Raw genomic sequence first — 26,996 nt, forward strand, 5'->3', positions numbered from 1 at the left:
GAAAATTTTGATATTTATGCAATAGCATAAAAAAAGCCTGATTCATTCGGACCAGGCTTTTGTATAAATTCGGGAAAAGGTTACCAAGCCAAACCCGAATTTACGCTGAACTTGTTTCAGCGTCTTTTCTTAATTTTTGTCAACCATTTTAAAAGGAGCGAAACCACAAAACTAACTATCGCTCCTATTACTGCCAAGATAATCGTTTTAAGAATATCTTCCGAAAAAATGTTGGGTGCAATACTCAACAAAGTTCCTGAGGCAGTACCCATTTTGGTGGTCACGCTAGTCTCCATCTCGAATATTTTTTTGCCCTTCTTCAGAGTCTAATTCAGTTCCCCCTTCGGAGATTTGGGTTACTGGGCTCTCTGTAGTCAACTGACTCACCGCAGAAATTACCCCACCCGCAACGGCCAAATACCCTGCTGTAGTAGTAATCGCCAAGGGCAACGCTACCGGAGCCGCTAAAAGCGTCCCTCCAACAGCCGCCAAGGCCAATCCTATGGTACGCAACACTCTGAAAAATTTCGGTACGGGAGCTTTCGCTCTTTTGATTAGGTTCATATACTTAGTTATTTACTTTCAACAATCAACAACACACTTTCGTTTTGATCCAAAGCTTTAAAAACTAACGTTTTTAGCTTGGTAAATGCTTTTCGAGATAGCAATCCCAATCCGGGACCAGAAATCTTCGTTACCGGCGCAATACATCCATGCAATTCTTGCAGGGCATTATTAGCAGGATGAAACAAAATCAAACTTCTGTTTTGGACATCCAATACCTCCAAATGCCACTTAAATTTTGGACTGTAACGCTTGCTTAAAAAATATTCCCCCTCCGGAATACAGGAAACCCTCGTTTCATTATTCTTCCAAGGCAATTCAATCGTATGGCAAATGAATTTACCCTCACATGCGAGTTTACCATTGGTTCCTTCGGGGAAATACTGTCTTTTTAAGACCAAAACCATCCTACAATCCGACTACTTGCACCAAAGAAAGCGGGTTATACGCTCCATTTTTCAACGGATACATTTGCCCGTTCACCTCTTGGTAAAACTCCACGCCCAAAGCCAAAAACAACGGATGCGTGCTATTCGCACTTACCGAATTGTCATGATCAATGGCTACAGTTGGATTAATCCCCCATGGCAAAATCGCAGTTTCTGAGTTCGCCACCTCAAAGGTTTCAGCCTCAAAATCAATAGCTGCACCGGCCGAAATGATTTTAAAATGCGTAGTCCCTGAAGGTGCTGCAATCATAGTGGTCGGAACAAACGGAGCCAAACTCAATCCAATAGTTCCTGATACACGATCAATCGTGCCAACAAACGGTGCAAACAATGTCGTGCCCAACTTCCCACCAATATTGAACTCAAAACCAGCCAATAATTCCGCCTCGCCGTCAATCACATTACGCAACCCTCTCGGATTCGTCGCATCTGCTTGAATGACTTTGGTCATGGCTTGCGTCAAACGGCTCACCATTCGCCCGTCTGCCGAATTAATCAACACCTGACGCAAGGCAGTTCTGAGTACTTTTCCAGCCTTCCCAGCCCTTCCAAACTCCGAACCATTCTCTCGCGTTCTTTGGAAAGCAGGGTCATTGGCGATTCTACTAGCGTCGATGCCGCCTTTTTCTCTCGCCAAATGCCCGTCTTTCGTTTTGTAAAAAGTAATATCTCCGATAGTACCTTTCAATTTAATTATGCCTTTCTGTCTTGCCATAATTCCTAAAATTTTAAAATGAATAATCTATCAAACTCCCTCAATCATCTTCCGTTGCAACATCTCATCGATTGATTATGATGCAAATTTTAACCAAATAAACCACATAAAAAAATGCCACCGTACCATATGTCACTTTTTGACATAAATGTCCAAAAATGACATAAATGGCAATAATCCAGTGCTTAAAAAAAAGAAAAAATTCACTAATTTTAGACCCATTAAGGAATTACATTGCAGTAATTTAATGTAAATCAAAGCCTAATCAAAGCAATAGATAAAGTATGAAAACAGAGAGTAACAGGTTATGTGTCTACCCAAAAGACATACAACGCATCACCGGCAAAAGTTACCGACAAAGCACCAGAGTAATGCAAAAAATCAGAACGAAGTTTAACAAGGTAGAAAATGAGTACGTTTCCATCGAAGAGTTTTGCCAATACACTAGCCTAAAATATGAACAAGTAGCACCTTTAATTTTGGGGTAAGTCTTTACTAACTAATTCATTTTATGAACCACTATGTCAAATATTATTCTTAAATTTATCTCATAAGATTTGTCTAAAAAAGACATTATTTTTGAGGTTCAAAATCGAGACCCTTAAGGATTTTATTTCGCTAAAACTCTATATAACATAGGATTAAAGAGGTAAAACAAATCCCTCTTTCTCCGCGAGCTGAAAAGCAAAACGAAGCAAACCCTTCTAAATCTTATGATTTAGGAGGGTTTTTTCATTTGCGGCATATCAAATTATTCATTAAATCTCAAAACTTAGGTGTCTTTTAAGGTGTCACTAAATTATAAATTATTAAGTGACACCTGTCTCAAAAGTAACCTGTTCAACAACATGCTCAATATTTGAACATCTTGTTTGTATTTATTTTAAAGTTTAAATTTAATAATAATCAAAAGGCTACCAACTAGGAATACTACTGTATCCGTTCTCTTTTACAGTAAGAGATCAAAAGTCAATTCCAATGGCATCTGTCCAATTTATGCAAGAGTAACTGTCTTAACTAAACGATTTGAATTTAGTAGCAATAAATTCATTGATCCCGAAAGATGGCCCAGTGAAGGAACAAAAGTCAAGGGTACAAATGAAGAAACCCGTTTAATTAATAACTATCTTGAAAACATAAAAGCAAGGTTTTTGGCATAAACAACAAGTTTTGGCAAAAATACTCATTGGTAAAAGAACACCTTACTTGAGTTCTAAAAAACGGTTATAGAAACTGTATTTGGAAACCCATCTTGTAGGTGCTTTTGAACATAAAAAAGTAATAATACTTGAAACAACGAAAACTACCCAAAGGAAAAAATAAATAAATTATAATTACTTCGGATTTTGACATAATTGAAGGGCATTTGAAACCTTTCCTAGTAGAAAAGGTTGTGTAGTTTTGTCAAAAATCGCTACAAAATTCATCTACAATAGAAAAAATATCATATCAGTAATTATATCGAAGTAAATCATAATATATAATTTAGTTAAAAATCTAATTGTTAAAAATTTAAACCTACTAAATTTTACCGTTTATATGATATTTCCAACCCAAATTATTAATCGAATTCAGATTACTACATACTTAGCAATAAATATAGTTACCAAAAGTACAATTGCTATTTTTCAAAACTAATAGAATTTTGAATAAAGCGCTAGTACTTTACCCTTAAATCATCAAAAATCGCAACAGGAAACTAACAATTAAAGAAGCAACCTATTTATTACATAAAACCAATTACACAATATACTGCTTACAAGATACCATAGTTGTTCACCTTAGGGCGCAAAAAGGCTAGTTGAATAGTCAAAGTAAGCAACACGATTCCTGCCATAAAGGCAAAACTACTTCCTAACATCCCTTCGTCAGAGAACTTACCCAATAAGGTAGTTACTACTGCTCCACACGCAATTCCTCCTAAATTTAAAATGCCATAGGCTGTGGCTCGGTGTTCCGAAGCTACAAACTGACAAAGGATTGGCATATTATTGGCATCAAACATACCAAATCCAAATCCAAAACAAAAAGTAGCCAATACAATATGTAGCAACGAAGAACCATAAGTAATAAGCAATAGAGCGGGAATGGTTAAACAAAGACCAATAGCACTAGTATACACTCTTCCTTTTATGTTTTTTTGTACCCATTTATCAGATAAAACACCTCCAAATAACACCCCCATTAGAGAAGAAAACGAAATAGCAATTGTGGCTAATGGACCCGCTTGTTCCATTGGAATTCCCAATTTTTCCGAGAATAAAGTAGGTAGCCAATTTTTTGTTGCCCAACCGGGTAAACTGATCGTAGCAAAGAAAAAAAGGATCACCCAAAAAGAAACATTTGACAATAACAAACTCAATCCTTTGAAAACCGAGAATTGACTTGTGGTAGCAGCAGTTGTTATTTGATCAATTGGTGTTGCAATGGCTTTTTTCTCTTCCAAACATACCAACAACAATAACGCATAGACAATACCAATCAAACCAAAGTAATGAAAGGTGGTTTGCCAAGAAAACAAAGCGGCAATGGTGGCGCCAAATCCGCCCAATGCCGACCCCAAATAAATGCCCGTCATATGAACACCAATGGCAAGCGACCTTGATTTTTGTTGGTGATAATCCGCAATTAAAGCAAGTCCTGCTGGAATATACAACGCTTCGCTCACCCCCATTAGAGCTCTTAACCAATACACTTGTTGGTAAGTAGTACAATACCCCATGGCATAAGTCACTACTGACCAAACAAAAAGACTACCAATAATTAACCATTTTCTATTGACCCGATCAGCAACCACCCCAGCTACAGGACTCATTAAAGCATAAATCCATAAAAAAATAGCCATGAGTCTACCGAAGTTTTCTCCTGAAACAATCTCGGGTATATCGATTTGCATGGACGGCCGCATAGTGGCCAACATCTGACGGTCTAAATAATTTAACAATGCCACGCCCCATAAGAGCCCCACCACAATCCAAGGATAGTATTTTGAATTTTTCATTTGTTTCTTTTTGGGTTAATTTGGTTGCTTTCTCAAAGAAAACCAGAGTCGCTATGAATCCTAAAAAACGGATCCGTAATGACGCTTTAATTTGTAGTCGAAAATAAACTAAGACAAAAACAACCTTAAATAAGATTAGAGGTTGGATTTAAATTGGTCAAAATCTAGTGATGCCACGTCTTCTTGAAAAGAAATAAAATCCTTCGCATTCATATTTTTTACCGGAAGTCTAAATTGGCCCATATCCATCCCAACCAACTTCATATACGACTTTCCTACAGCTATACCACCATATTTCCCTAATAAACGAATCATGTCTATGGATTGCTGCTGTAGTTTTCTCGCTTGTGTCAAATCATGGTTATAAAAAGCCGCCATCAGTTCATTGTAAAGTGGAGCTGCATAATTGAATGTACTCCCAACCGCACCTTTTGCACCAAGTACTAAGGCAGACAGCATATTTTCATCTCTACCCCAAAGCATGTCCAATTTTCCATTTTTATAAGACAAACAACTTTGAAAATCCATAAAATCTTCGTGGGTGTATTTTACACCTACAAAATTGGGTAATTGCTGATCTAATAGTTTAACCAATTCGAACATAGGCAAATTCACTCCCGTCAATACCGGAATATGATAATAATAAAAAGGCAGATCTGGTACGCTTTCGGCTACTGCGATACAAGATTGTGCTAACATATGTACATCCGAGGGTTTGAAATAAAAGGGAGCGGTCATAGAAACAGCGTATACTTTCATTTCATTAGCATGCTGAGCCAATTCGATACATTCACTCAAACAGGTTCCCCCTAAAAAAACCATAATTTTAAATTCGGAATCTCCTTGAGTGCATTCGGCCCATGCAGCTGTTATGGCTTTTTTCTCTTGAAGGGTCAAGGAAGCACCTTCTCCTGTTGAACCATTAATAAAGGCACCTTTAACCTTGTTCTTCTTTAAAAAAGCATAGTAACTTGGAATTTTCGAGAGATCGAGTATACCCTTATCATCTAAGGGTGCAAAAGGCGCCGCAATAAGCCCTTCTAAATGTTGTATTTTCATTTTGAATAGTGTTAATAGTTGAGAAACCCAAATCCTATAATCAGGAAGGGATAGTGAAGTAGGTAAGGCAAATGAAGTATCAACATACTCCACTTGCCTTAATCCAGACCTAATTGTATGCCTTATTTTGAGTTAAATTTTCATTTTGCCTTAAAGTAGCTTCAGCTAATGGCCAGAGAAGTTTAGAATTTTCATCATACACATTGGTTTGAATCGTTGCAACTTCTTGCGCTATTCTTCCACTGCGAATCAAGGTGAACCAACGACTTCCTTCAAAGGGAAGTTCAACTAAATTTTCATCTAAAATAGCTTGGCGCAATTCTGCTTGGGTAGTAGCTACAGTAACGGGTAGTCCTGCTCTATTTCGAACATCGTTCAACTGTATTTTAGCTTCGGCAGTTTTGCCTAATTCATTCAATGTCTCGGCATACATCAATTTAATTCCACCCAATCGGTACACCATGATATTACTATCAAAAACGCGTTGTGTACCTTGCCCAGCTGATCCAATGTATTTGATACACATATTGGTAGCCCCCAAAGCGTTGAATTTTACAAATGTGGCCGCGGCTCTTAAATCGGTTGCAGGCGCATTAGCATAGGCGTTCATAATTTTATCCGACAATTGATAATACATTTTACCTCCTGTAAAAGGGCCTTGAGCCAATGGAGTCAAATCGGCACCTAAGTTACCTATTTCTTGTGCCCCCATATTGTATTGAATAGCCCAGATGGTTTCGTTATTGTTCTTTACTTTAAAGATATCGCCAAAATTACTCAACAAAGAATACATAGGGTTGGCAACAATAGAAGCTGCAGTATTGGCCGCTTCTTGCAAATCTTGATTACCAGTTTTTTCTACTCGTGCCATCCATAGTAAAAAGTCTACTTTTAAAGCATTTACAACTCCCTTTGTAGCTCTACCTCTATCAGATACAGCATTACCATAAGCCGTCGGAACTCTAGACAATGCATCTTCTATATCCTTACGCACTTGAGCAAGTACTGTAGCTCTGGGCGTTCTTTTAGGTTTTAAATCGAGTTTAGCATCATCAATGGCTTCTATAAGCAAAGGTACATCGCCCCAAATTCTGGTTGCCATAAAATATGAGTAGGCTCGTATAAAATAAGCCTCTCCCATTAATTTATCTTTTGTAGCAGCATCCATATTGATATTGGGTATGTTCTTCAAAGCAAGATTGGCCATGTTTATGGCTTGATAAAGAGTACTCCAATCAGTACCAATAGTGGTAGGCGTAAGATTATTAGCCCAAACGCCTTGTGCGGTTATACCCGCATCGGTTTGACCTTGTTTGGCCACATCTGATCGTCCGTCGGTCCAGTGAATATAGCCACCAAATTCACTTCGGTAGATTTGCTGAAGTTTATCATAACAACCTATAATTCCTGCTTGTGCATCGGCAGAAGTTTTCCAAAAAGAACTTGAGGTGATAACACTTATGGGTTCTTCTTCAATAAAACTATCACAATTTACAAACATCATTGTGACAATGATAAACCAAAAATATTTTACTGTTTTCATAAATTGATTTTTAAATGTTAAAAAAAACTAGAAGTCTAAACTCAATCCAATAGTGACTGCCTTACTCAAAGGATACAATCCACGATCGATACCAAATTGGAATCCTCCATTTTGATTGGCGTTATTGTTTTGAGCAATACTCACTTCTGGATCAAAACCAGTGTATTTGGTTAAAGTCCAAAGATTGGTACCTCTAGCATAAACTTTTAAACTACTTATTTTTAGTTTTTGTAAAAGAGACTCTGGAAACGCATAAGTTAATGTTACTGTTTTTAATCGAAGAAACGAACCATCTTCCAAGAATCGTGTGGAAGGTCTGTTTACAACTGCATCAGAGTTGTTAGAAGGGTCGTTTAGTACATTCCTAGGAATATCTGTAATATCTCCTTCTTTTTTCCAAGCTCTTAAGTTGTCTTTTAAATAGTTAGTTCTATACCCTCTGGATAAATCCGCTCGGAATAAATTAAAAATCTCATTGCCTTCAGAGAATTGAAAAAATGTTTCAAGCGTAAAATTTTGGTATTTAAAGGTATTGTTAAACCCTCCGGTAAAATTTGGAATGGGGCTTCCTGCAATTTTCTTATCTTTAGTATTGATGATACCATCACCATTTTGATCCACCCATCTTACATCACCTGCTTGAGGTACTCCACCATTAACGGTAGATATTTTATCGATGTATCCTGCCGCTTGCGCTTCAGCTGTGGTAGCAAATACACCATTGGACTCATACAAATAAAAAGACCCTAGCGCTTCTCCTTCTCTTAATATACCAATTACCCCTCCAAATAAATAACGCTCCGTTTGCTGAATATCATTCCCGCCAGGTAGTTTTTTTACGCGGTTATTTAAAAAAGAGATATTAAAATCTGAATTCCATGAGAAATCCCCTTTTTTGAGTATCAATCCTCCCAACTGAACATCCACCCCTTTGTTAACCACCTCGCCAATATTGGTTACTAACGATTCAAAACCTGAAGTATTAGGAAGGGCAACTTGAAAAAGCAAATCTTTTGTGTCTTTGATCCAATAATCCGCAGAAAGTGTAAAACGTCCGCCAAAAATAGATACATCGGCACCAATATTAGTTTGTGTAGTGGTTTCCCAAGACAAATCAGAATTCGGAAGTCCATTTGATGCTGTAGCAATACCAGCAGAACCGGCATAATTATACCCTGGTAAATACGTACCTTGTGCAACGAAATTATCAATGTTTTGATTTCCTGTTTGTCCCCAGCTGCTTCTTATTTTTAAATTATCAAACCATGATGACTTCCAAAAATCTTCTTGTGCAATATTCCATGCGGCAGAAACCGAAGGAAAAGTACCATACTTTCTTCCAGAACCAAATCTTGACGATCCATCTGTTCTAACCGTAGCAGCTAAAAGATACTTTCCTTTGTAATCATACTTGGCTTTTCCAAAATAAGAGGCTAACGAATTGGAAGTAATACTAGAAGTAGCTTGCAACAAATTGGCCCCTGCATTAACCGTGTAAACTGCATCCGAAGCTGCATTATTGGAACGAGCTATTAATTGCTCTGTTCGATTACGTTGAAACGAAACCCCTCCTAAAACGCTAATCGTATGATCAGAATTTATCGTTAACTTATAATTTAAAACATTTTCATTAATCCAGCCTAAATCTTGAGTATAAGCCGCAGCAGATTCTCTGTTGTTGGAAAAAGCCAATACACCAGGGAAAAAATTGTCTTGTCTTAAACTTAACAAATCAGCCGCAAGGTTGGTTCTAAACGTTAAATTGTTTGCGATTTGATATTGAGCAAAAACATTCACATTGGTACGATTGGTTCGCGTATCAAACTTACTCAACTCGGCCACTTGTTTAACATTAGGATAAAAAGGAATACCGGGTGCATAATTGCCTTGACTGTCATAAACTTCTTGTGTAGGAACATTTCTCAATCCTCTGTAAATCACTCCGTTTTGTCTTGGACCTTCATCGGTGCCTTTACGATAAGCAAAAGAATAGGCAATATTGGCACCAAAATTCAACTTATCATTAGCTTTGAAATCCAAATTGAATCTTGAACTTACTCTTTTGTAACCTGTGTTAATGATAATACCATCTTGATCAAAATAGCCTAAACTTGCTGCATAAGTAACATTATCGCTTCCTCCTTTAGCAGAAAGATTCATGCTTTTTAAAAAAGCTTGTCTAAAAATTTGATCTTGCCAGTTGGTGTTTCCATCTTGAAATTGTGGATTGGTTGTATATACCAAATCCGATCGGTTAGCGAAAGGCAATCCAGCATTTCGCAACATTTCTTCTGACACCTTCAAAAACTCTTCTTTATTTAACAAAGGCAATGTGTTTGTAATACTTTGATTGCCTCCATAAAAATCGACATTGAATTTTGTTGGACCACTTTTCCCTCTTTTGGTAGTAATAAGTACCACACCATTAGAAGCCCTTGCTCCATAAATAGCAGCCTCAGAGGCATCTTTTAAAACCTCAATAGATTGTATATCGTTTGGATTTAAATCTGCTAATGCATTGGTTCCTACATTACCATCATAGCGATCAGGACCAATGGCTAACGACCCAAAACTTCCAGATTTAGAAGGTACACCATCAATTACATACAAAGGGTCGCTTCCCGCCCCAATTGATGAAAAACCTCGAACTCGTACTTGAATAGCCGAACCAGGTTGTCCTGAATTTTGTTGCACTTGAACACCTGCTAATTTTCCTTGAAAAGCCGATTCTACAGAAGCTGCAGGGCTATTTTTCACTTCGCTCCCACTTATTCTTGATACCGCTCCGGTCACTTCTTTTTTGCGAACCGATTCATATCCTACCACTACTACTTCATTTAATTTGGTAGTATCTTCTACCAAAACAATATCAATCGAATTGGCACCGTTTAAAGCAATTTCTTGTTTCAAATAGCCCACATAAGTCACTACAAGAATAGCATTCTCAGGAGCTGCAATTGAAAAATTTCCATTTTCATCTGTCTTAGCACTGATACGTTTCCCTTTTACGGAGACGTTTACCCCTACTAATGCCTCTCCACTTTCATTAGTAATTTTTCCTGTTACTTGTTGTTGTATAACGAAGGACGCAGCAATTGAGGGATGATTTTTGGATTCAATTTCTAAGGCATGAGTACTTTTTGCTATTGCTGATGCCGAAATTTGCAAAGACAAAGTGATCATCATCAAACTAGACACACCTTTTATCTTTTTTGCATGACAAATCCTTCCAAAATTTAACGTATTTTTTTGGGTTAAAAAATTCATAATTTCACATTGGTTTGTTAATAAAATATTCCTTGCTTGATTAAATATATTGAATACTAAACCACCCTTGTAACAAGGTTTCCAAGATTGAGTATCAATATGGATTAAAGTGTTTGTTTACTTCACAACTCACCTTAACCGTAAATTCCATTGAATGTATAAGTACACTATACCATAGGCTATAAAATAAAAAGGTTAAAACTAATAGAAGACCTAGGAGTCTATAAAATTCAAGTATATTTCAAGATGTTTTTTCATCAGCAATTGAAAACCTTGAACATCCTTTCTCTTTATTGCGTCCAATAAATCTTTGTGGCTCACCAGATTTTCTTTGGGAATTTCTTTATTATATTTTTCAAAATAAGTAGTATAGTTTTCATCTACAAAAAGAAACACCTTATGAAAAATCTCTTGGTATCTTGAAATTAACTTGTTTTTTGTAATACGATATAATTTACTATGAAAATCATAATCAGCAGCCACAGTAAATTTATTGTATTCGCTCGCAGAAGTGGTTTTAACTAAGTTTTCTAATTCTTGTAGGTCAGTCTCAGTTATATTTTTAAAAATTAAATCAGCACTCCCTATTTCCAACACAAATCGTAGTCCAAGAATTTCTTTAATACTTTCCAAACTCATCAAAGTCGGCTCGATCACCTTACTCATACCTCCTAACATATCAGGCTCTGATAAAATCATCCCTCGACGAGTTCTACTTTGAATCAACCCCAACATACGAAATCGACTCAATGCTTCGCGCAAAACAGAGCGCCCCACACCCAAAGCTTCTGTTAACTCCAATTCCGTAGGTATAGACTCCCCAGGTTTGATTTTTCTTTCCTTAAAGTAACTAAGCAATCGTTCTTCTACCAAATCTACCAATGTAGATGTTGGCTCGTTAATTTTAAGATTATCCATTTTGTTTTATTTGTATGACAAATATAACTAATTATATATAACACAAAAATATTTCATTAAAAAAATGTTTATTATTTTTTTTATATTAATTATTTAAACATATCATAAATATAATAACAATTCTTAATAAACACCACGCTAACTTACTTCCCACCCTTTTCGGCATTAAAAGTCCCAGCTGGCCAACCTGCAAAAAAAAAGTCCTGTCGTATTTTTGTCCCCACCCGCTTCAAGCACTTTACTTGCTGGTTGAGGTTAAAACACCAAACACAACATTGCAGATAGCCAGCAGCCAAAGAGCTTACCCAAGGCGCCAACAAAAACACATACGCTCCACTTCTCATGCCTGTCCAGATATCACGGATTTGAAATCCGTGCCCACAGCATTATTCAAAAACAAGCAATAAAACCAGCACAATCATCACCCCGATAGCGGATTTGTAATCCGTGCCCACCAATGTATAAAAACGCATTATCCCATTCAAACTAACTTAGCAAAATCGTATACATACTCCCCGTACGGACAGCTCGCGAGCTGTCCCATCCCCACCCCCCATCCCCTCTCCAAACCACAACACTTATTTAACACACAAACATTCAGCTAATTAAACAAAATCCCTATCTTTAATTTCAAACCCAAAGCACAAAACGATGGATACAATTGAAGATAAATTACCAGTAGATGTAGCAGCCAATCTCAAAGAACTAAAAGAAGATTTAGACCTAAAAATACCACCCAAAAAACTAGAAAAAAACCTACTCATTGCCACTTGGAACATTAGAGGATTTGGAGATATTACCCGCAAGTGGACATCGGCTCCTACAGACAGTCCCAAAAGAGATTTACATTCTTTGGTGTGCATCGCCGAGATCATCAAACGATTTGATGTGATAGCAGTTCAAGAAGTAAAAGCCAACCTCAAAGGACTACGCGATGTGCTGAAAGTCTTAGGTTCAGATTGGTCCCTAATCCTAACAGACGTCAATCAAGGCGATGTCGGCAATGGCGAACGTATGGCCTATCTCTTTGATACCCGTCGAGTAAACCTTTCCGGCCTAGCCTGCGAATTAGTCGTTCCAGACGAATGGACCAAAACCATCAACAAAGGAATGCTCGACAAACAATTTGTGCGTTCCCCTTATGCAGTGAGTTTTAGAGCACAAAACCAAACCTTTATTTTAGTCACCTTACACATCCTTTTCGGAAATACGTCCAGCGACCGCATCACCGAGCTCAAAGGCATAGCAAAATGGTTGGCCAGTTGGGCAGACGACGTCAACGCCTACCACCAAAACCTAATCGCCTTAGGAGATTTCAACATCGACAAACGCGGCGACTTACTAAACCAAACCTTTATCTCCGAAGGATTATATATTCCACCAGCACTACAAAACGACAAAGTAACCCGTTCCATCTTCGATGAAACCAAGTACTATGACCAAATCGCTTGGTTCCAAAACAGCAACAAGAAAAACAACCTATCATTAGAATTCATAACAGGCGGCAATTACGACTTCATCAAAACCGCACTATCCAACCGTGGCCTCACCAAACAAGCCCTATCCTTCATGCTATCCGACCACTACCCCCTCTAGGCAGAATTCAAACTATAACCCCGTACGGACAGGTCGCGACCTGTCCCTTTCCCCCCCCTAGATATTCCTCTGCTCCATTCGGGATCAAAGCAAAAACCTCTGTGGGAAAGCAAAAATTAAGCATCAATAGTAGTTAGTCTAAAAAGGAAGGGATCATCCTTTTAAAATCCGTATCACGTAATTTAGGCGAATAGTTGTATTCTTTTGATAAACAAAGCCAAACCAATTACGAGTAAGCTTTCTTGGTACTCCACAAATTTGTAGTATTTTTGTTTTGGATAAAAAGTCCCATAAAGTCATCTCAAAAATTGCAATTTGTACAATCTAAGTCTAAAAAGCCACTCCCTTTTCAAACAATGTAGCTACAGCATTTCTTTGGTAGTAACGATTGCGTCGTTTTGTTTTTTGTCCTCTAATTACCTCGATTATCGCATCACAGCCTTGTTGCTCTTGATGACCGTATCAATAATAGCCATGTTTTTTGATATTATTCCCGTAGTAATAACGGCAGTAGTAAGCGGCTTACTCCTAAATTTCTTTTTCATCCATCCCTTGTATACATTTCATATCAAAACCTCTGAGGATGTTTTGCTTTTTTTTGTTTACCTTTTTATTGCCCTTGTCAATGCGGTCTTAACTTTCAATATCCGAGAAGCAGAACAAAAAGCTAGGGACAAAGAGGAAAAAGAAAAAACCATTCAGTTATACACTACATTATTAAATTCACTTTCTCACGAGTTAAGAACACCAATTGCCACCATCATTAGTGCCATTGATACACTCAAAGAGGGTAACCACAAACTCACCCCTGTGAAACAATCCGTGCTTTTAGAAGAAATTGACAAAGCCAGCATTCGTTTAAACAAACAGGTAGAAAACTTATTAAACATGAGTCGTCTAGAAACGGGTATGCTGCAACTTAACAGAGATTGGTGCGATATCAACGAACTGATCTTTACGGTCATTCAAAAAACGAATGTTCTTGCAGCACAGCACACCATTGTTTTTAATCCCGATGAACAATTACCATTTGTTAAACTAGATAGTGGGATCATGCAACAAGTACTCCAAAACCTGATCCATAATGCTATTTTGTATACACCTGAAAACACAAGTATTACCCTAGAAGCCAAAATAGAACAAGACACCTGCCTAATCACCGTTGCGGATAACGGAAATGGCTTCCCCACAGATCAAATGGAGTTGGTTTTTGACAAATTTTACCGAATTCCAAATTCCAAAGCAGGCGGAAGTGGTCTGGGCTTGTCTATTGTGAAAGGATTCATAGAAGCACACAATGGCACGATCCTTTTGAAGAATCTTCCCAATGCTGGAGCTGCTTTTACCTTGGCAATACCAACCTCAACCTCTTATATAAATCATCTTAAGAATGAATAAGCCAGAAATTCTCGTCATAGACGATGAAGCACCCATTCGAAAATTATTAGAAATCACCTTAGATAGCCATGACTACAAAGTGCATCTTGCCGCTACTGCTAAGGAAGGGGTATTATTGGCAATTAACCACCCTCCTGATCTCATTTTATTAGACATCAATCTACCCGATAAAAGCGGACACGATATACTAAAAGAGTTGCGCACTTGGTACAACAAAGGCATTATAATGCTTTCGGTTCAAAATAGCGAGGAAGACATTGTGAAAGCCCTAGACAATGGAGCCACTGATTATCTTTCCAAACCGTTTCGCAATGCCGAACTCTTAGCCCGTATCAGAGCTGTATTACGCAGAAATGAGTTGGTAAACGACGCAACCATTCAATCCTGTGGCGATTTAAAAATTGACTTTGGTGCACGATCCGTTTTCAGGAATGATGCAATCATTAAACTTACCGCTACCGAGTTCAACTTAATGGCTTTGTTCATGAAAAATGTGGGACGAGTATTAACCCATCAATATATTTTAAAGGAAATATGGGGACTACCCTACCAAACCGAAACGCAATATCTGAGAGTTTTCGTAGGCACCCTTCGCAAAAAAATCGAAGAACACCCTAATCAACCCCAACACATTATCACCGAAAGTGGCGTTGGATATCGCTTTACCTAAATCTTTATAAAATCTTTATATCCCACTAGGTATTCTTTATAACTTACTAATGCCTTTCTCCTGAAATTTGTATCATTAATTTAAAGCAATAAAAATAATGAATACAACAAAAAACGGGGTAGCCAATAAAGTGACTGTGGCTTCACTTCTAGTAGCACTCGGAATAATTTATGGAGATATCGGCACCAGCCCCTTATACGCTTTAAGAGCCGTTATTGGGGATCGCCCCATTAGTGAAACGCTGGTATATGGAGGCGTTTCTTGTGTCTTTTGGACCTTAGTTTTTCAAACCACCATCAAATACATTTGGATTACACTGCAAGCAGATAATCATGGAGAAGGGGGTGTTTTTTCACTGTATGCCTTAGTAAGACGTTATGGCAAAAAATTAGTAATTCCTACTATTTTAGGAGCTACTACATTGCTAGCCGACGGAATTATTACCCCTCCAATTTCTGTAGCAACAGCCATTGAAGGTTTAGGATTGGTGAAAGGACTAGAAAAAATCATTGTTCCAGGCAATACACTAACAATAAGTATTGTAGTAGCAATCCTATCCTTGTTGTTTTTCTTTCAACGCTTTGGAACTCAAATTGTAGGGAAAGCCTTTGGCCCTATTATGGCCGTATGGTTTAGCATGTTATTCGTGGTTGGACTACATCAAATCAGCTTGCATCCCGACATCATTCAAGCCTTAAACCCCTATTATGCCTATGATTTATTAGCTAATTATCCCCATGGATTTTGGTTGCTGGGGGCGGTTTTTCTTTGTACCACCGGCGCCGAAGCCTTGTACTCCGACTTAGGGCATTGCGGTATAAAAAACATTCGTTTGACTTGGATTTTTGTAAAAACAAGTTTAATTACTTGCTATTTAGGACAAGCGGCGTGGTTAATGCACCAAGGACTCCCCTTTTTAAACGGTAGAAACCCGTTCTTCGAAACCGTCCCACATTGGTTTTTATTGCCCAGCATTTTGATAGCAACGGCAGCCACTATTATCGCCTCTCAAGCCTTAATTAGCGGAAGTTACACCTTAATTAGTGAAGGAATGAGCCTTAATTTTTGGCCTAGAGTTACCGTCAAACAACCAAGTGAAAGCAAAGGACAAGTATATATCCCAAGTATCAACACCATTCTTTGGTTTGGTTGTATCCTAATGATGGTCTATTTTAAAGAAAGTACACATATGGAAGCCGCTTATGGATTTTCAATTACCATCACCATGATGATGACCACATTTTTATTGAGCTATTTTATTTATTATCGCTTAAAATGGAAAAAAGCGTATGTCTTCTTATTTTTATCCATTTTTGGAGCTATTGAAATCGCTTTCTTTATTGCCAATGTCGCTAAAATCAAAGAAAGATGGATGTTCTTGTTCTTTGAACTCTTTATTTTTGCCACCATGTATGTTTGGTATTACGCCCGAAAAATCAATAATCGCTTTACGAAATTCATTGAACTAGGCAAACACAGCGCGCAATTAACCGAATTAAGTCAAGATGACGAGATACCAAAATTTGCTACTCATTTGATCTATCTTACAAAAGCAAATAGAAGACATGAAATTGAAGAAAAAATCATCAAGTCTATTTTTGCAAAAAAACCAAAAAGAGCCGATGTCTATTGGTTTGTACACCTCAATCGAACCGAAGATCCTTTCACTTTATCGTATGATGTTACAGAACTAGTAGATGATAAAGTAATTAAAATAAACATCAATGTAGGGTTTCGTATCCAACCTAAAACCGAACTCTATTTTAAAAATATTGTAAAAGAATTAGTGGCCAACAAAGAACTTAATTTGCATATTCGTCCTGATGGTTCCAGTAAATACAATACCGAACCCGACTTTAAATTTGTGGTGATAGAAAAATTTCTTTCCATAGAAAATGAATTTGCGCTAAGAGAAGGCATCCTATTAAACTCGTATTTCTTATTGAAACGTCTCGGAGTGAGCGATGAAAAAGCTTTTGGCCTCGAAAAATCAGATGTCGAGGTAGAACAAATTCCACTAGTATATCAACCCATTACGAATATTGTATTGAAAAGAGAAAAATAAGCAAACTAGAATAATAGCGTTTCGCATTTCATTCTTAGTATAGGCACCAGGGCGTTCGCTTTTAAAAGTTTTGCCACGAATTACACGAACAAACACTAATTATGACTATTTTATTTCACTAATTTTTAAAAACAAATTGAATTAGTGTAATTCAAATTTAAGTTCGGTAAAAAATTAGTGACAATTGGTGTAATTCGTGGCTAGCTTTTTTAAATGCGATCGCCCTGTATAGGCACCCTACTTGAAAGGAATTTCAAATAGAAAAATTACTTTTGTGATGGGCCCTTCTCTAAAGTAAAAACCTTAATCAACTCGTACTATTCCAACAATGAAGCATTTACCATTACTCCTACTAAGTGGCCTTTTTTCTACGATCGTTCATGGTCAAAATAGACCTAAACCTATTCAATTTCAAGGATACGGGGAGTTGTACTATAGCTATGACTTTTCCGAGCCCCAAAATCATGAAAAACCAAATTTTATCTACAATCACAAACGACATAACGAACTCAATCTCAATTTAGGATTACTAAAAGCTACCTATGCACAAGAAAAACTCAGAGCGAATGCCGCTTTGATGGTGGGTACCTACGCTCAATACAATCTGGCAGCAGAGCCTAATTGGGCACAGTTGATTTATGAAGCCAATGTGGGAATTAAAATTGCGAAACAACATAATCTCTGGATAGATGCTGGGATTATGCCTTCTCATATTGGATTCGAAAGTGCTATCGGCGCCGATTGTTGGACCCTCACCAGAAGCATCCTCGCAGAGAACAGTCCCTACTATGAAACAGGAATCAAAATAGCGTACACCACTCCTTCCGAAAAACTAAATCTGTCCTTTTTAGTAGTGAATGGTTGGCAAAAAATCAGAAAACCAGATAACATTCAAAATCCTTCCTTTGGATTCCAAATCAACTATAAACCTTCAAAAAGATGGCTCTTAAATTACAGCAACTTCATAGGTTCCGATAAAGCAGATAGCCTAAAAGCAGTACGCACCTATCATAATTTTTATGCCATATTCGAACCCTCTCAAAAGTGGGGCATTATGGCAGGAGTAGATTTGGGTTCAGACCGCAATCCTAATTCCAATTATAGCATCCTATTCGCACCAATTGTAATGCTTCGATACAAACCTAGAGAAAAATACAGCCTAGCAACTAGAGTAGAATACTATAATGATAAAAACCAACTATTTATCGCTACAAATACGCTTAATGGATTGCAAGTTTTTGGCTGTTCTACTAATTTTGATCTCCAAGTGCTAGATAACGTTTGGTGGCGATTTGAAATCAAAAAATACCTGGCAAAAGACAACATATTCACTGCAAAAAACAACAATATTTCTGCTACTTCAGCTTTAACAATTAAATGGTAGACAACACTGGTTTCCGTGATTTTCAGGCAAACCGGAATCCGCAGTAGTTTTCGTAGCGAAAAGGAGTTGTTCGAGAAAAGCATGAGTTCATGAACTATTATGGAAGAAGGAAACAACCTTCAGTGAATGCCCGTAAAAAATACTGGCTTTTAAAGAAAACATCAAAATTACCTTGACCGAAACAATAAGAGTAAAACACCTGTTAGGTAACATTCAAATACTATAAATCGGAACCGCACTACGATGCCTCAGTGGAAACTAAAACAGCAGCAATACCAAATCAAGGAGCCAAAAGCTTTACTGCTACTACCCCAATGGCATTAAGCTATGGAAAATCCATAATTTGATTGCTGATTTTTGAGTACCGATTTTTAATTTCCAATAGATAAACCACTGAAAAAAAAGTAATTTTTAATTTACTAGCACAGAAATCTAAAATCAAGAATCTTTACGCTTAAAGCTAAAATCTCACAACTTAATTACATGACCCTAAGCCCTATAAGGTTAGTAAGAACTCCTCCTGCCAACGACAAGCAAAAGCATAAAAAAAATCCTGACTTTAACTTACATGAGCGTAGGATCTAGGAATCATACTGATAGGTCTTGGCGCAAAGACTAGGCTAGTTATTCCCTATAAAAATAATTGGGGAGCTGCTCCTATTTGAAATAAATTTGATATTTTCGAAAAATGATGATTCCAAAAATACCTTTCCCGTTTTGTATTGCCGTGCTCTTGTTTGGTAGTTTGTTTTTTTCTTGTAAGCAACCTAAAAAGACCACCACAGGCGCCCCACTGGTCTCTGCTTATCACAAGTATATTGCAAGAGCTGAAGATTTTTACACCAAGAGCGTCTACGACAGTGCCTACTTTTACTATAATAAAATTCGAAACGAAAGCAATCCCAAAACAGCGTCCGACAAAATAGTCTATGCCTTGCTCAAAATGGCAGCGATCCAACAAACGCAAGGTGACTTTATGGGAAGTGAAGCTACGGCAACAGCCGCGGTTGCTTTTTTTCAAAAAAACACCGAAGCCCAATACAAAGTAGCCATTTTCAACACTTTAGCAATCAATTACAACAGCCTTTTTGATTACACTAATGCCATTCGCTATTATCAAAAAGCAAGTGCCTTAGCCGATACACCACTTCAAAAAGCAGTGATTCAAAATAACATAGCGGTGGTTTACATGGACCAACAACGGTATGACAAGGCCATTCCGCTATTGACCACACTTTCGCAATCCCCTGCCACCCTGAATAACCCCGAACATCTAGGGAGAGTTTTAGACAATTTAGGTCTTAGTTATTTAAAAATACAAGATCCTAAAAGTAGTGTCTATTTAAAAAAAGCAGTAGCCATTCACCACCAATTAAAGTATGACTATGGCCTAATTACCAGTTATAGTAATTGGGCAAAATACTATAAAAAAAGCCATCCCCAACTAGCCTATACCTATGCACTCCAATCCTATGAAAAAGCCACTGCATTGCAAAGTACCGACGATCGCTTGTTGGCCTTGTCACTCTTGATGGAAGTCAGCCCTCCTTCTCAAATTCGCAACTACACTAAACAATACCTGCAGCTCAACGATAGTCTCAAAAAAATCAAACAAATCGCTAAAAATCAGTTTGCCAAAATCAAATATGATGCAACGCAAGAGCGCAATGAAAATTTACAATTAAAAGCAGAAAAAGCAGAGAATGATTTAGCCTTAGAACAACAAAAACTCAGCAATTATATGTTATTTTTCATCCTATTGCTACTGCTAATCTCCCTACTACTTCTGTATGTCTATTTAAAAAACAAAAACAAAAAGGAAAAACAAGCCGCTATTTATGAAAGTGAAACCCGCATTGCAAAAAAATTGCATGATGAATTAGCCAATGATGTCTATCAGACGATTGCTTTTGCCGAAACCCAAGACTTGCAGCATCCCATTCAAAAAGAAACCTTGTTAGATAATTTGGATAAAATTTATGCTCGAACACGAAATATTTCCAAGGAAAACAGCGCCATAAGTACTGGAAATTCCTATGAAATGGATTTGAAAGAAATGCTTTCCGGTTTTTCGGCCCCCCAAGTCCAAATCATTTTAAAAGACCTCCATGCAATTCCTTGGAACAAAGTGTCAACAGAAAAAAAAATCGCACTATACCGCGTGTTACAAGAACTTATGGTCAACATGAAAAAGCACAGTCAATGTACCCTTGTAGCCCTACGATTTGAGGCGGATGACAAACAATTCCATATTCAGTATTCAGACAATGGAATCGGCATGTCCAAACCCATAACTTCAAAAAATGGACTCCACAATGTGGAAAACCGTATTCATGCTATTGATGGAAGTATTATTTTTGACCCTACAAGTACCAAAGGGCTGAAAATTAAAATAACATTTCCTAAATAAACCAATCATGTTTCAAAAAGTATTGATCGTAGATGATATTGATTTTAATGATATCGCGGCACTGAAAGTAGTAGAAGAATTGGGTATTCCCATAATTGAGGATGCCAAATACTGTGACGATGCCTTACTCAAAATTAAAAAAGGATATTTAGACCATGCGCCTTATGATTTGTTGATTACCGACTTGTCTTTCAAAGCAGACCACCGTACTAACCTACTTTCTTCGGGAGAAGCCTTAATCGAAGCGGTGAAAGGATTATTTCCAGAAATCAAAATCATTGCCTTCTCAATTGAAGACAAATCCTATCGTATCAAATCGTTGTTTACTCATTTTGGCATCAACGGCTTTGTTATGAAAGGACGCAATACCATGATCGAGCTACGCAAAGCGATAGAAGCGGTGGCAAGTACTGATGCACCCTACTTACCCGTGGATTTAGGCTACATTTTACAAGATAAAATCGTCAATGAAATTGATGATTATGACATCCAATTGTTAGAATACCTCTCACAAGGCGTCTCGCAAGAAGCCATGGAATCCGTTTTGAAACAAGCCGGCATCTCTCCAAATAGCAAAAGCACTATCGAAAAACGCATCAGTAAACTCAAGATCTACTTCAAAGCACTCAATACAACCCACTTAGTGGCTATTACCAAAGATTTAGGGTTGATTTAGAAAAGGCTCCTCATCCTCCAATAAGAGTGACCGTACTAAAAAAACACCCCCCTTACGGTTTCCCGTAAGGAAGCCTCGGTAGCGGGCATTACTTTTGATTCCTTAAAAAAGTAATCCCCATGTCTACAAAATCCCTACTTATTGCTACTATTTTTTATGGGATAGCCTTCGTTTTCCTACAGCTCCCTTTAGATAAAAAAATCCCTTCATACTGCACATCAGAGGACAAACAAACCGTCTCCATCCCCATCCAAAAAAAAGCGCAGCAGGCTTTCCCTTCCCCTACCCTTTTACCCATAACCAAATCCTTCCAAAAACACGACCAATTCCCCGCGAAAAAAACTTCCCGTGCCAGAAAAAGAAAAGGAAAAATAGCAGTCTTTCTATCAATGTCGTAATTTTTTTTACTAAATACGGGAAACCGTAAGGAAATGTTTTTTTGGAGGATTATGTTTGGGATGTTATTAACCTTACAAAAAAGCAACCAGGGAAGTACGAGCAGCTCTAAAATACTTAGCATTCAAAATTAATTTTGCAAAAAAAAGAGATATTAAAAGGATTTTTTTTAAAAAGAAACCCTTTAAAAAGTAAAAAATCACTAAAAGTAGGGATTAAGTTAAAATGAAAAATTTTAGTTTCTAAGTGAAAACAAAATCCAAACGACAGCATACTTACTTGAAAATCAGTTTTTTTTAAAGATGTAGAGGTCACTTTTTTGTCTAAAATTCATTAGACAGACTAATAATTGTAACAATACAAAATTGTGATAAAGAACTGAAAAACAGAAGACTTTAGAAGAAAAAACAAATAAAACAACAAAGATGAGATTTAATAAGAATTTAGTCAGCATATTCATTTTCATTATACTCCTTTCACTATCGGCTATCGCAGTGTATGTAGTCTTAGATGAATTTGACGTTATTACTCACGAAATTAAAAATGAACCCTTTGAATATCCCAAACAAGAATAGTTACAGAAAATAGGTAAAAGAGGATACGTTTGCAGCAGAATTCAATGAATACAAGCAGCCTGCAACAAAGGATAGTAACGGATAGTCGTACTTCATAACGTTTCGCAGCTACAAGAGGTAGGACATTAAACAAGCAGTTTAACTGCCGAGTTGCCGAATAAAAACTTAAACAAAACAAGGTAAAAATTAATACCCAATACCCGTCAAGCTTGTAACTGCTGTTATGCGTTCGGCTTTTTAGCACACAATTTTAATGGTTAAAAACATAAAAAATGAATACTGAAAAACAAAAAAAAAAATTAGAGTTAAAAACCAAACTACTAAATGAAATTGAATACCGAGAAGGTCTTTTGAATCAATTAACTTACGATTCAAATAGAGAAAAAGGATTTGTTTGTAATTTTCTAAGTGGATTTTTAAAGTACAAAAAGAAGGCTCCAATTTTATTTTGGAAAAATGGAGAAACGTATAGTAGGTACTTAATTGACGCTGATAAAGAATTACACAAAGATATTGCATTGGCTTTTGAAAAATCAATTGAAAAACTAAAATGTGATTATAACGATTCGGTTCACGAAGCTGACGCATAACAACTGGATTTGAATAGAACCTATCCGTTTCGAACAAATAAAGAATTATTGACATCATTATCAACAGTAAGGGGAAGAGTGAGGGATCTTGATACTCTTTATTCATTGGCATTTACTCAAGATAACGAAAGATTTTCTTTGGATGCCGTTAAAGAGCAATGCCACGCTATAGCATGCCCTTAGGAATAATATCACAAGTAAATCTGTTGTTTTCCGTTCGATATGCTCCGCTTGTCTCGGATTTGCAAAAGAAAAAATCCCCAAATCTGCTGCAATTGGGATGACAGACAAAATGCCTCCACCCCTATTTAAAAGCTAAACCAAATTGCACATTTTCAATAATCCATCTTTCCAGAAAAACTTCCTATTCCCCGCGAAAAAAACTTCCTATGAAAGAAATCGAAAAATAGCAGGCTATATAATGAAAACGATATAGTATCATTTCTATTGATTTCTCGCAAAGTCGTAATAGAAACGCTATGAATACTGCGCCTTAGCGTCTTTGCGAGAATATTGCCTCGTAAAGTACTAGCAAATATCATAAATCAAAATTGGAAGTACATAGGACAATTTATAGGGCCAGTAACTTATATAAGCAAGACCTATTTTTTTTCTAAATAAGGGAAACCGTAAGGAAATGAGATTTAGAATTCTTTATCTTGCAATAATAAAAACAAACTGTGCGTTTACAGTTCTCCGCATTTTCTTTTCAATTGATTTTTTGTATTATTGTAGTTCAACTATTTTTATGCCTATTAATTATTTCGATACCGCCAGCACCACACAAGTTGATTCAAAGGTTCTTGAAGCTATGTTGCCTTATTTTGATGATAGTTTCAGCTACGTATAGAAAGCAACATTTTTAACCATGAATCTACCCTTTTCTCCACATTTACCAATAAATAAATTAGCTTCCGTATTTGGCAGTACCTCTGCAACATATAAATTTTATTGGTTGATAGCTTTGATTGAATTAGTTGAAGAAGATGTTATTGAAATTCCAAAAAGAAAAATATTTTCAAGAATGATCAGTAATTCTTGGTATACCATAAACTATTTTCATATTTCTTTTGGCAAACAAGACAATTTACAAATGGCAGTTGAGAAAATTTTAAATGAAGAGAATTTAACAATTGACGAAAAGAAAGGCAAAATTGAATTTAGTTTAGAGCATTCAAACAATAAGGAAACTATTAATCAACTGCTTCATTTTGATAAAAACGTTCCGCATTGGTTTTTGTCTCCTTGGTTTCCTAAAATTAAAAATGAAACTGATAACCAACAAAAAAGCAGAATATATTCAGATTCGCAATCGTTTATGAATGGAAGTCTATATAGTTTGCACAAAGATTTTATTACTATTAATCCAATTTGGATTGCTTATCTAAAATCCAATGCCAAAGTACTAAAAGATTACTGCTATTGGAATTTGGCTTTATTTCTTCAAACTCGAAATCCCAACGTTCCGGATATACCAAATAAATTAATTAAACCAGCAACTAGAAATGGTTTAACCAAACAAACTAATAATTATTGGAAATTAGTTTTCAAAGAATTAGGTTTCATAAATTGCATTTTTACAGATACTAAATTGGTTTTTGACGAAAAGAATTATGCCTTAGACCATTTTGTACCTCACGCTTTTGTGTCACATGATTTGATTTGGAATTTGCTGCCTATTGAAAAGAAATTTAATTCTTCAAAAAGTGATAAACTTCCTATATTTAATAAGCATTTTGATAAATTTTATGATCTACAAAAGGTAGCTTTCGATATCAATAAACACCATAACTCTAAAAGTAAATATATGGATGAGTTTCTAACTATTTTTCCAAATATTGAAGCGTTTGAAAAAGACAAGTTTTCAAATACCATACAGCCTTTACTTACCATTGCAAGTAATAACGGATTTTTGTTTATGAATGATTAACCAAAATCCACATAGTCATCTAACTGCCATAGAAAGAACCTCCCTTTCCTATCCTGCTCGTATACTACTTAATGAAAAGAAAATCACAGGAAGAGTTCTTGATTTTGGTTGCGGAATTGGAAAAGATGTTCAATTATTAAAACATAAAGGGATTAATATTGTTGGCCATGATCCTTTTTATTTTCCAGAATTTCCAATAGAAAAATTTGATACAATTTTATGTTTTTATGTATTGAACGTTTTACTTCCAGAAGAACAAGCTGCAGTGTTGATGAATGTTTCAAATCTTTTAAAACCAAATGGGAAAGCCTATTTTGCGGTTCGCAGAGACATCCAATATGAAGGATTTAGAATTCATAAAGTTCATAAAAAGGAAACTTATCAATGTGTAATCAAACTTCCCTTCAAATCCATTTTCAAGAATGAAAATTGTGAAATATATGAATATGAACATTACACCACTTTAAATAGAGGAAACAAAGATTTAAGTCCGTTTTTGAGTGGAGAAGAAACAAGAGAATTACTAGTTGAAACAGCTACCGTCTTTTCATTTTATGACAAATTTCCTGTTTCAGAAGGTCATGCTTTAATTGTTCCAAAAAGAAAAGTTTCTAACTATTTCGAATTAACCTTAAAAGAACAGACAGCTTGTTGGATTATGGTTAACAAAGTAAAACATATTCTTCAAGAAAAATACAATCCCGAAGGCTTTACTATAGGAATAAACGTTAATGAAGCCGCTGGACAAACCGTTTGGCATTGTCATATACACATTATTCCAAGATATAATGGAGATGTTCCTAATCCAAAAGGTGGGATTCGAGGAGTCATTCCAAATAAAAAGGAGTATTAAATTATAGATTGTTATTTTTACTTCCTACTTGAGTGCACTATTCAAATTTCAGACCAATCTTTGGTAATTAAAATACCTTTTTTATGCTAAGACTTTCTTACATCTGCTTCCTCCTGCTCACCTCTCTCTCCTTTTCCCAAATCAAACTCCTTTCTTGGAATATCGAAAATTTTGGGAAATCCAAGACGGAGAAAGAGCTGGAGTTGATAGCCCAAACACTCCAAGGTTTTGATCTCGTGGCGGTGCAAGAAGTAGTGGCGGGGTATGGTGGTGCGCAAGCCGTAGCTCAATTAGCCGATGTCTTGAACCGCAAAGGGAGTCCATGGGACTATGTGGTTAGTGACCCTACGAGCAGCAGTGCCTACAAAACCGAACGCTATGCCTTCCTTTGGAAAACCTCAAAAATAAAAAAAATCGGTAGGGCTTGGTTAGAAAAAAAATACCATTTAGCCATAGACCGCGAACCCTTTTATGCCACTTTTGAATACCAAAAGAAAACGTTTACTGTGGTGAATTTCCACGCTATAACCAAAAACAAACAACCGGAAACCGAAATCAAATATTTTAAAGAGTTGCCCGCGCAATATCCAAATTTACACCTGATTTTCTTAGGCGATTTCAACTGTCCGCAATCGCATAGTGTTTTTAATCCTTTGAAAAAAATGGGCTATACACCCCTGCTAATCCACCAAAAAACATCCTTGAAAAAGCAAACCAAAAACGGAGAAAGTCTAGCCTCAGCATTCGACAACATTTGGTATGCCAAACCCGTCCAAAAGAAAAACGGAGGCGTCATTCCTTTTTACAAAAGTTTCCCCTCCCTACAAGAAGCCAGAAAAATCTCGGATCACATTCCAATTTGGATGGAATTCGTTGTAACTATTGCATCACAAAAATCTTCACGCGACAACCGCTAGTAAGGACAGGTTGCGACCTT

The 26,996-nt window shown here is 36.7% G+C and carries 23 protein-coding genes and 1 pseudogene; 14 read left to right on the forward strand and 10 right to left on the reverse strand.

Annotated elements, in window-relative coordinates; translation table 11 throughout:
* Positions 1 to 116 precede the first annotated feature (116 nt).
* From ACSVH7_RS05855 to ACSVH7_RS05870, 4 genes are read right to left on the reverse strand one after another with little or no spacing between them, the layout of a single operon-like run.
* Entirely contained in the window at positions 117 to 296 is a 180-nt protein-coding gene (locus ACSVH7_RS05855; protein ID WP_438065755.1) for a hypothetical protein, read from the reverse strand.
* A complete protein-coding gene (locus tag ACSVH7_RS05860; RefSeq protein ID WP_438065756.1) occupies positions 286 to 564 on the reverse strand; it encodes a hypothetical protein in 279 nt (92 codons plus the stop codon). Before ACSVH7_RS05860 ends, ACSVH7_RS05855 begins: the two co-directional genes overlap by 11 nt.
* A gap of 8 nt (positions 565 to 572) precedes the next feature.
* Positions 573 to 971, reverse strand: a complete 399-nt coding sequence (locus ACSVH7_RS05865; protein WP_438065757.1) for a DUF5675 family protein — start codon at positions 969 to 971, stop codon at positions 573 to 575.
* 1 nt (position 972) lies between these two features.
* Positions 973 to 1,728 carry a hypothetical protein gene (locus ACSVH7_RS05870; protein WP_438065758.1) on the reverse strand — a complete coding sequence of 252 codons (756 nt, stop codon included), beginning with the start codon at positions 1,726 to 1,728 and terminating at the stop codon, positions 973 to 975.
* A 284-nt stretch (positions 1,729 to 2,012) separates the two neighbouring features.
* On the opposite strand from ACSVH7_RS05870, the gene ACSVH7_RS05875 reads away from it, so the two are divergent.
* Both ACSVH7_RS05875 and ACSVH7_RS05880 read left to right on the forward strand, forming a co-directional pair.
* Positions 2,013 to 2,216 carry a hypothetical protein gene (locus tag ACSVH7_RS05875; protein WP_438065759.1) on the forward strand — a complete coding sequence of 68 codons (204 nt, stop codon included), beginning with the start codon at positions 2,013 to 2,015 and terminating at the stop codon, positions 2,214 to 2,216.
* 417 nt (positions 2,217 to 2,633) lie between these two features.
* Positions 2,634 to 2,888, forward strand: coding sequence for an Arm DNA-binding domain-containing protein (locus tag ACSVH7_RS05880; protein ID WP_438065934.1), 255 nt, complete (start codon positions 2,634 to 2,636; stop codon positions 2,886 to 2,888).
* A 45-nt stretch (positions 2,889 to 2,933) separates the two neighbouring features.
* On the opposite strand, the pseudogene ACSVH7_RS05885 reads toward ACSVH7_RS05880, so the two are convergent.
* The 6 genes and pseudogenes from ACSVH7_RS05885 to ACSVH7_RS05910 form a co-directional block, all read right to left on the reverse strand.
* Positions 2,934 to 3,171: pseudogene (locus ACSVH7_RS05885) on the reverse strand (IS982 family transposase); the annotation flags it as partial.
* A gap of 313 nt (positions 3,172 to 3,484) precedes the next feature.
* A complete protein-coding gene (locus tag ACSVH7_RS05890; protein WP_438065760.1) occupies positions 3,485 to 4,729 on the reverse strand; it encodes an MFS transporter in 1,245 nt (414 codons plus the stop codon).
* Positions 4,730 to 4,864: 135 nt separating this feature from the next.
* The gene (locus ACSVH7_RS05895) at positions 4,865 to 5,788 is read right to left on the reverse strand and encodes a dihydrodipicolinate synthase family protein (protein WP_438065761.1); all 924 of its coding nucleotides are present in this window, start codon (positions 5,786 to 5,788) and stop codon (positions 4,865 to 4,867) included.
* A gap of 109 nt (positions 5,789 to 5,897) precedes the next feature.
* The gene (locus tag ACSVH7_RS05900) at positions 5,898 to 7,331 is read right to left on the reverse strand and encodes a RagB/SusD family nutrient uptake outer membrane protein (RefSeq protein ID WP_438065762.1); all 1,434 of its coding nucleotides are present in this window, start codon (positions 7,329 to 7,331) and stop codon (positions 5,898 to 5,900) included.
* 27 nt (positions 7,332 to 7,358) lie between these two features.
* On the reverse strand, positions 7,359 to 10,598 hold the full coding sequence (locus ACSVH7_RS05905; protein ID WP_438065763.1) for a SusC/RagA family TonB-linked outer membrane protein: 3,240 nt from the start codon (positions 10,596 to 10,598) through the stop codon (positions 7,359 to 7,361).
* Between the two features lie 213 nt (positions 10,599 to 10,811).
* Positions 10,812 to 11,516 carry a FadR/GntR family transcriptional regulator gene (locus tag ACSVH7_RS05910; protein WP_438065764.1) on the reverse strand — a complete coding sequence of 235 codons (705 nt, stop codon included), beginning with the start codon at positions 11,514 to 11,516 and terminating at the stop codon, positions 10,812 to 10,814.
* Between the two features lie 651 nt (positions 11,517 to 12,167).
* Between ACSVH7_RS05910 and ACSVH7_RS05915 the strand changes: the two genes are divergently transcribed.
* From ACSVH7_RS05915 to ACSVH7_RS05970, 12 genes are all read left to right on the forward strand, one after another.
* Entirely contained in the window at positions 12,168 to 13,112 is a 945-nt protein-coding gene (locus ACSVH7_RS05915) for an endonuclease/exonuclease/phosphatase family protein (RefSeq protein ID WP_438065765.1), read from the forward strand.
* A gap of 315 nt (positions 13,113 to 13,427) precedes the next feature.
* On the forward strand, positions 13,428 to 14,510 hold the full coding sequence (locus ACSVH7_RS05920) for a sensor histidine kinase (protein ID WP_438065766.1): 1,083 nt from the start codon (positions 13,428 to 13,430) through the stop codon (positions 14,508 to 14,510).
* Positions 14,503 to 15,180 carry a response regulator transcription factor gene (locus ACSVH7_RS05925; RefSeq protein ID WP_438065767.1) on the forward strand — a complete coding sequence of 226 codons (678 nt, stop codon included), beginning with the start codon at positions 14,503 to 14,505 and terminating at the stop codon, positions 15,178 to 15,180. Before ACSVH7_RS05920 ends, ACSVH7_RS05925 begins: the two co-directional genes overlap by 8 nt.
* A gap of 97 nt (positions 15,181 to 15,277) precedes the next feature.
* On the forward strand, positions 15,278 to 17,245 hold the full coding sequence (locus tag ACSVH7_RS05930; RefSeq protein ID WP_438065768.1) for a KUP/HAK/KT family potassium transporter: 1,968 nt from the start codon (positions 15,278 to 15,280) through the stop codon (positions 17,243 to 17,245).
* A gap of 328 nt (positions 17,246 to 17,573) precedes the next feature.
* Positions 17,574 to 18,629, forward strand: coding sequence for a porin (locus ACSVH7_RS05935; protein ID WP_438065769.1), 1,056 nt, complete (start codon positions 17,574 to 17,576; stop codon positions 18,627 to 18,629).
* A 688-nt stretch (positions 18,630 to 19,317) separates the two neighbouring features.
* Positions 19,318 to 21,039, forward strand: a complete 1,722-nt coding sequence (locus tag ACSVH7_RS05940; protein ID WP_438065770.1) for an ATP-binding protein — start codon at positions 19,318 to 19,320, stop codon at positions 21,037 to 21,039.
* 7 nt (positions 21,040 to 21,046) lie between these two features.
* A complete protein-coding gene (locus ACSVH7_RS05945) occupies positions 21,047 to 21,715 on the forward strand; it encodes a response regulator transcription factor (RefSeq protein ID WP_438065771.1) in 669 nt (222 codons plus the stop codon).
* A gap of 821 nt (positions 21,716 to 22,536) precedes the next feature.
* Positions 22,537 to 22,686 carry a hypothetical protein gene (locus ACSVH7_RS05950; protein ID WP_438065772.1) on the forward strand — a complete coding sequence of 50 codons (150 nt, stop codon included), beginning with the start codon at positions 22,537 to 22,539 and terminating at the stop codon, positions 22,684 to 22,686.
* Positions 22,687 to 22,958: 272 nt separating this feature from the next.
* A complete protein-coding gene (locus ACSVH7_RS05955) occupies positions 22,959 to 23,276 on the forward strand; it encodes a hypothetical protein (protein WP_438065773.1) in 318 nt (105 codons plus the stop codon).
* An 868-nt stretch (positions 23,277 to 24,144) separates the two neighbouring features.
* The gene (locus ACSVH7_RS05960; RefSeq protein ID WP_438065774.1) at positions 24,145 to 25,206 is read left to right on the forward strand and encodes an HNH endonuclease domain-containing protein; all 1,062 of its coding nucleotides are present in this window, start codon (positions 24,145 to 24,147) and stop codon (positions 25,204 to 25,206) included.
* Positions 25,199 to 26,059: a bifunctional class I SAM-dependent methyltransferase/HIT family protein gene (locus tag ACSVH7_RS05965; RefSeq protein ID WP_438065775.1), complete on the forward strand. Its 861-nt coding sequence runs from the start codon at positions 25,199 to 25,201 to the stop codon at positions 26,057 to 26,059. Before ACSVH7_RS05960 ends, ACSVH7_RS05965 begins: the two co-directional genes overlap by 8 nt.
* A gap of 83 nt (positions 26,060 to 26,142) precedes the next feature.
* Entirely contained in the window at positions 26,143 to 26,976 is an 834-nt protein-coding gene (locus tag ACSVH7_RS05970) for an endonuclease/exonuclease/phosphatase family protein (protein WP_438065776.1), read from the forward strand.
* Positions 26,977 to 26,996 lie beyond the last annotated feature (20 nt).

This window comes from Flavobacterium sp. TSSA_36 (assembly GCF_051547165.1).
Classification (GTDB): domain Bacteria; phylum Bacteroidota; class Bacteroidia; order Flavobacteriales; family Flavobacteriaceae; genus Flavobacterium.

Excerpts from the sequence above, each read along its gene's own strand:
- ACSVH7_RS05855 (WP_438065755.1), bottom strand. The coding sequence starts at position 296 with ATGGAGACTAGCGTGACCACCAAAATGGGTACTGCCTCAGGAACTTTG.
- ACSVH7_RS05860 (WP_438065756.1), bottom strand. The coding sequence starts at position 564 with ATGAACCTAATCAAAAGAGCGAAAGCTCCCGTACCGAAATTTTTCAGA.
- ACSVH7_RS05865 (WP_438065757.1), bottom strand. The coding sequence starts at position 971 with ATGGTTTTGGTCTTAAAAAGACAGTATTTCCCCGAAGGAACCAATGGT.
- ACSVH7_RS05870 (WP_438065758.1), bottom strand. The coding sequence starts at position 1,728 with ATGGCAAGACAGAAAGGCATAATTAAATTGAAAGGTACTATCGGAGAT.
- ACSVH7_RS05875 (WP_438065759.1), top strand. The coding sequence starts at position 2,013 with ATGAAAACAGAGAGTAACAGGTTATGTGTCTACCCAAAAGACATACAA.
- ACSVH7_RS05890 (WP_438065760.1), bottom strand. The coding sequence starts at position 4,729 with ATGAAAAATTCAAAATACTATCCTTGGATTGTGGTGGGGCTCTTATGG.
- ACSVH7_RS05895 (WP_438065761.1), bottom strand. The coding sequence starts at position 5,788 with ATGAAAATACAACATTTAGAAGGGCTTATTGCGGCGCCTTTTGCACCC.
- ACSVH7_RS05900 (WP_438065762.1), bottom strand. The coding sequence starts at position 7,331 with ATGAAAACAGTAAAATATTTTTGGTTTATCATTGTCACAATGATGTTT.
- ACSVH7_RS05905 (WP_438065763.1), bottom strand. The coding sequence starts at position 10,598 with ATGAATTTTTTAACCCAAAAAAATACGTTAAATTTTGGAAGGATTTGT.
- ACSVH7_RS05910 (WP_438065764.1), bottom strand. The coding sequence starts at position 11,516 with ATGGATAATCTTAAAATTAACGAGCCAACATCTACATTGGTAGATTTG.
- ACSVH7_RS05915 (WP_438065765.1), top strand. The coding sequence starts at position 12,168 with ATGGATACAATTGAAGATAAATTACCAGTAGATGTAGCAGCCAATCTC.
- ACSVH7_RS05925 (WP_438065767.1), top strand. The coding sequence starts at position 14,503 with ATGAATAAGCCAGAAATTCTCGTCATAGACGATGAAGCACCCATTCGA.
- ACSVH7_RS05930 (WP_438065768.1), top strand. The coding sequence starts at position 15,278 with ATGAATACAACAAAAAACGGGGTAGCCAATAAAGTGACTGTGGCTTCA.
- ACSVH7_RS05935 (WP_438065769.1), top strand. The coding sequence starts at position 17,574 with ATGAAGCATTTACCATTACTCCTACTAAGTGGCCTTTTTTCTACGATC.
- ACSVH7_RS05940 (WP_438065770.1), top strand. The coding sequence starts at position 19,318 with ATGATGATTCCAAAAATACCTTTCCCGTTTTGTATTGCCGTGCTCTTG.
- ACSVH7_RS05945 (WP_438065771.1), top strand. The coding sequence starts at position 21,047 with ATGTTTCAAAAAGTATTGATCGTAGATGATATTGATTTTAATGATATC.
- ACSVH7_RS05950 (WP_438065772.1), top strand. The coding sequence starts at position 22,537 with ATGAGATTTAATAAGAATTTAGTCAGCATATTCATTTTCATTATACTC.
- ACSVH7_RS05955 (WP_438065773.1), top strand. The coding sequence starts at position 22,959 with ATGAATACTGAAAAACAAAAAAAAAAATTAGAGTTAAAAACCAAACTA.
- ACSVH7_RS05960 (WP_438065774.1), top strand. The coding sequence starts at position 24,145 with ATGAATCTACCCTTTTCTCCACATTTACCAATAAATAAATTAGCTTCC.
- ACSVH7_RS05965 (WP_438065775.1), top strand. The coding sequence starts at position 25,199 with ATGATTAACCAAAATCCACATAGTCATCTAACTGCCATAGAAAGAACC.
- ACSVH7_RS05970 (WP_438065776.1), top strand. The coding sequence starts at position 26,143 with ATGCTAAGACTTTCTTACATCTGCTTCCTCCTGCTCACCTCTCTCTCC.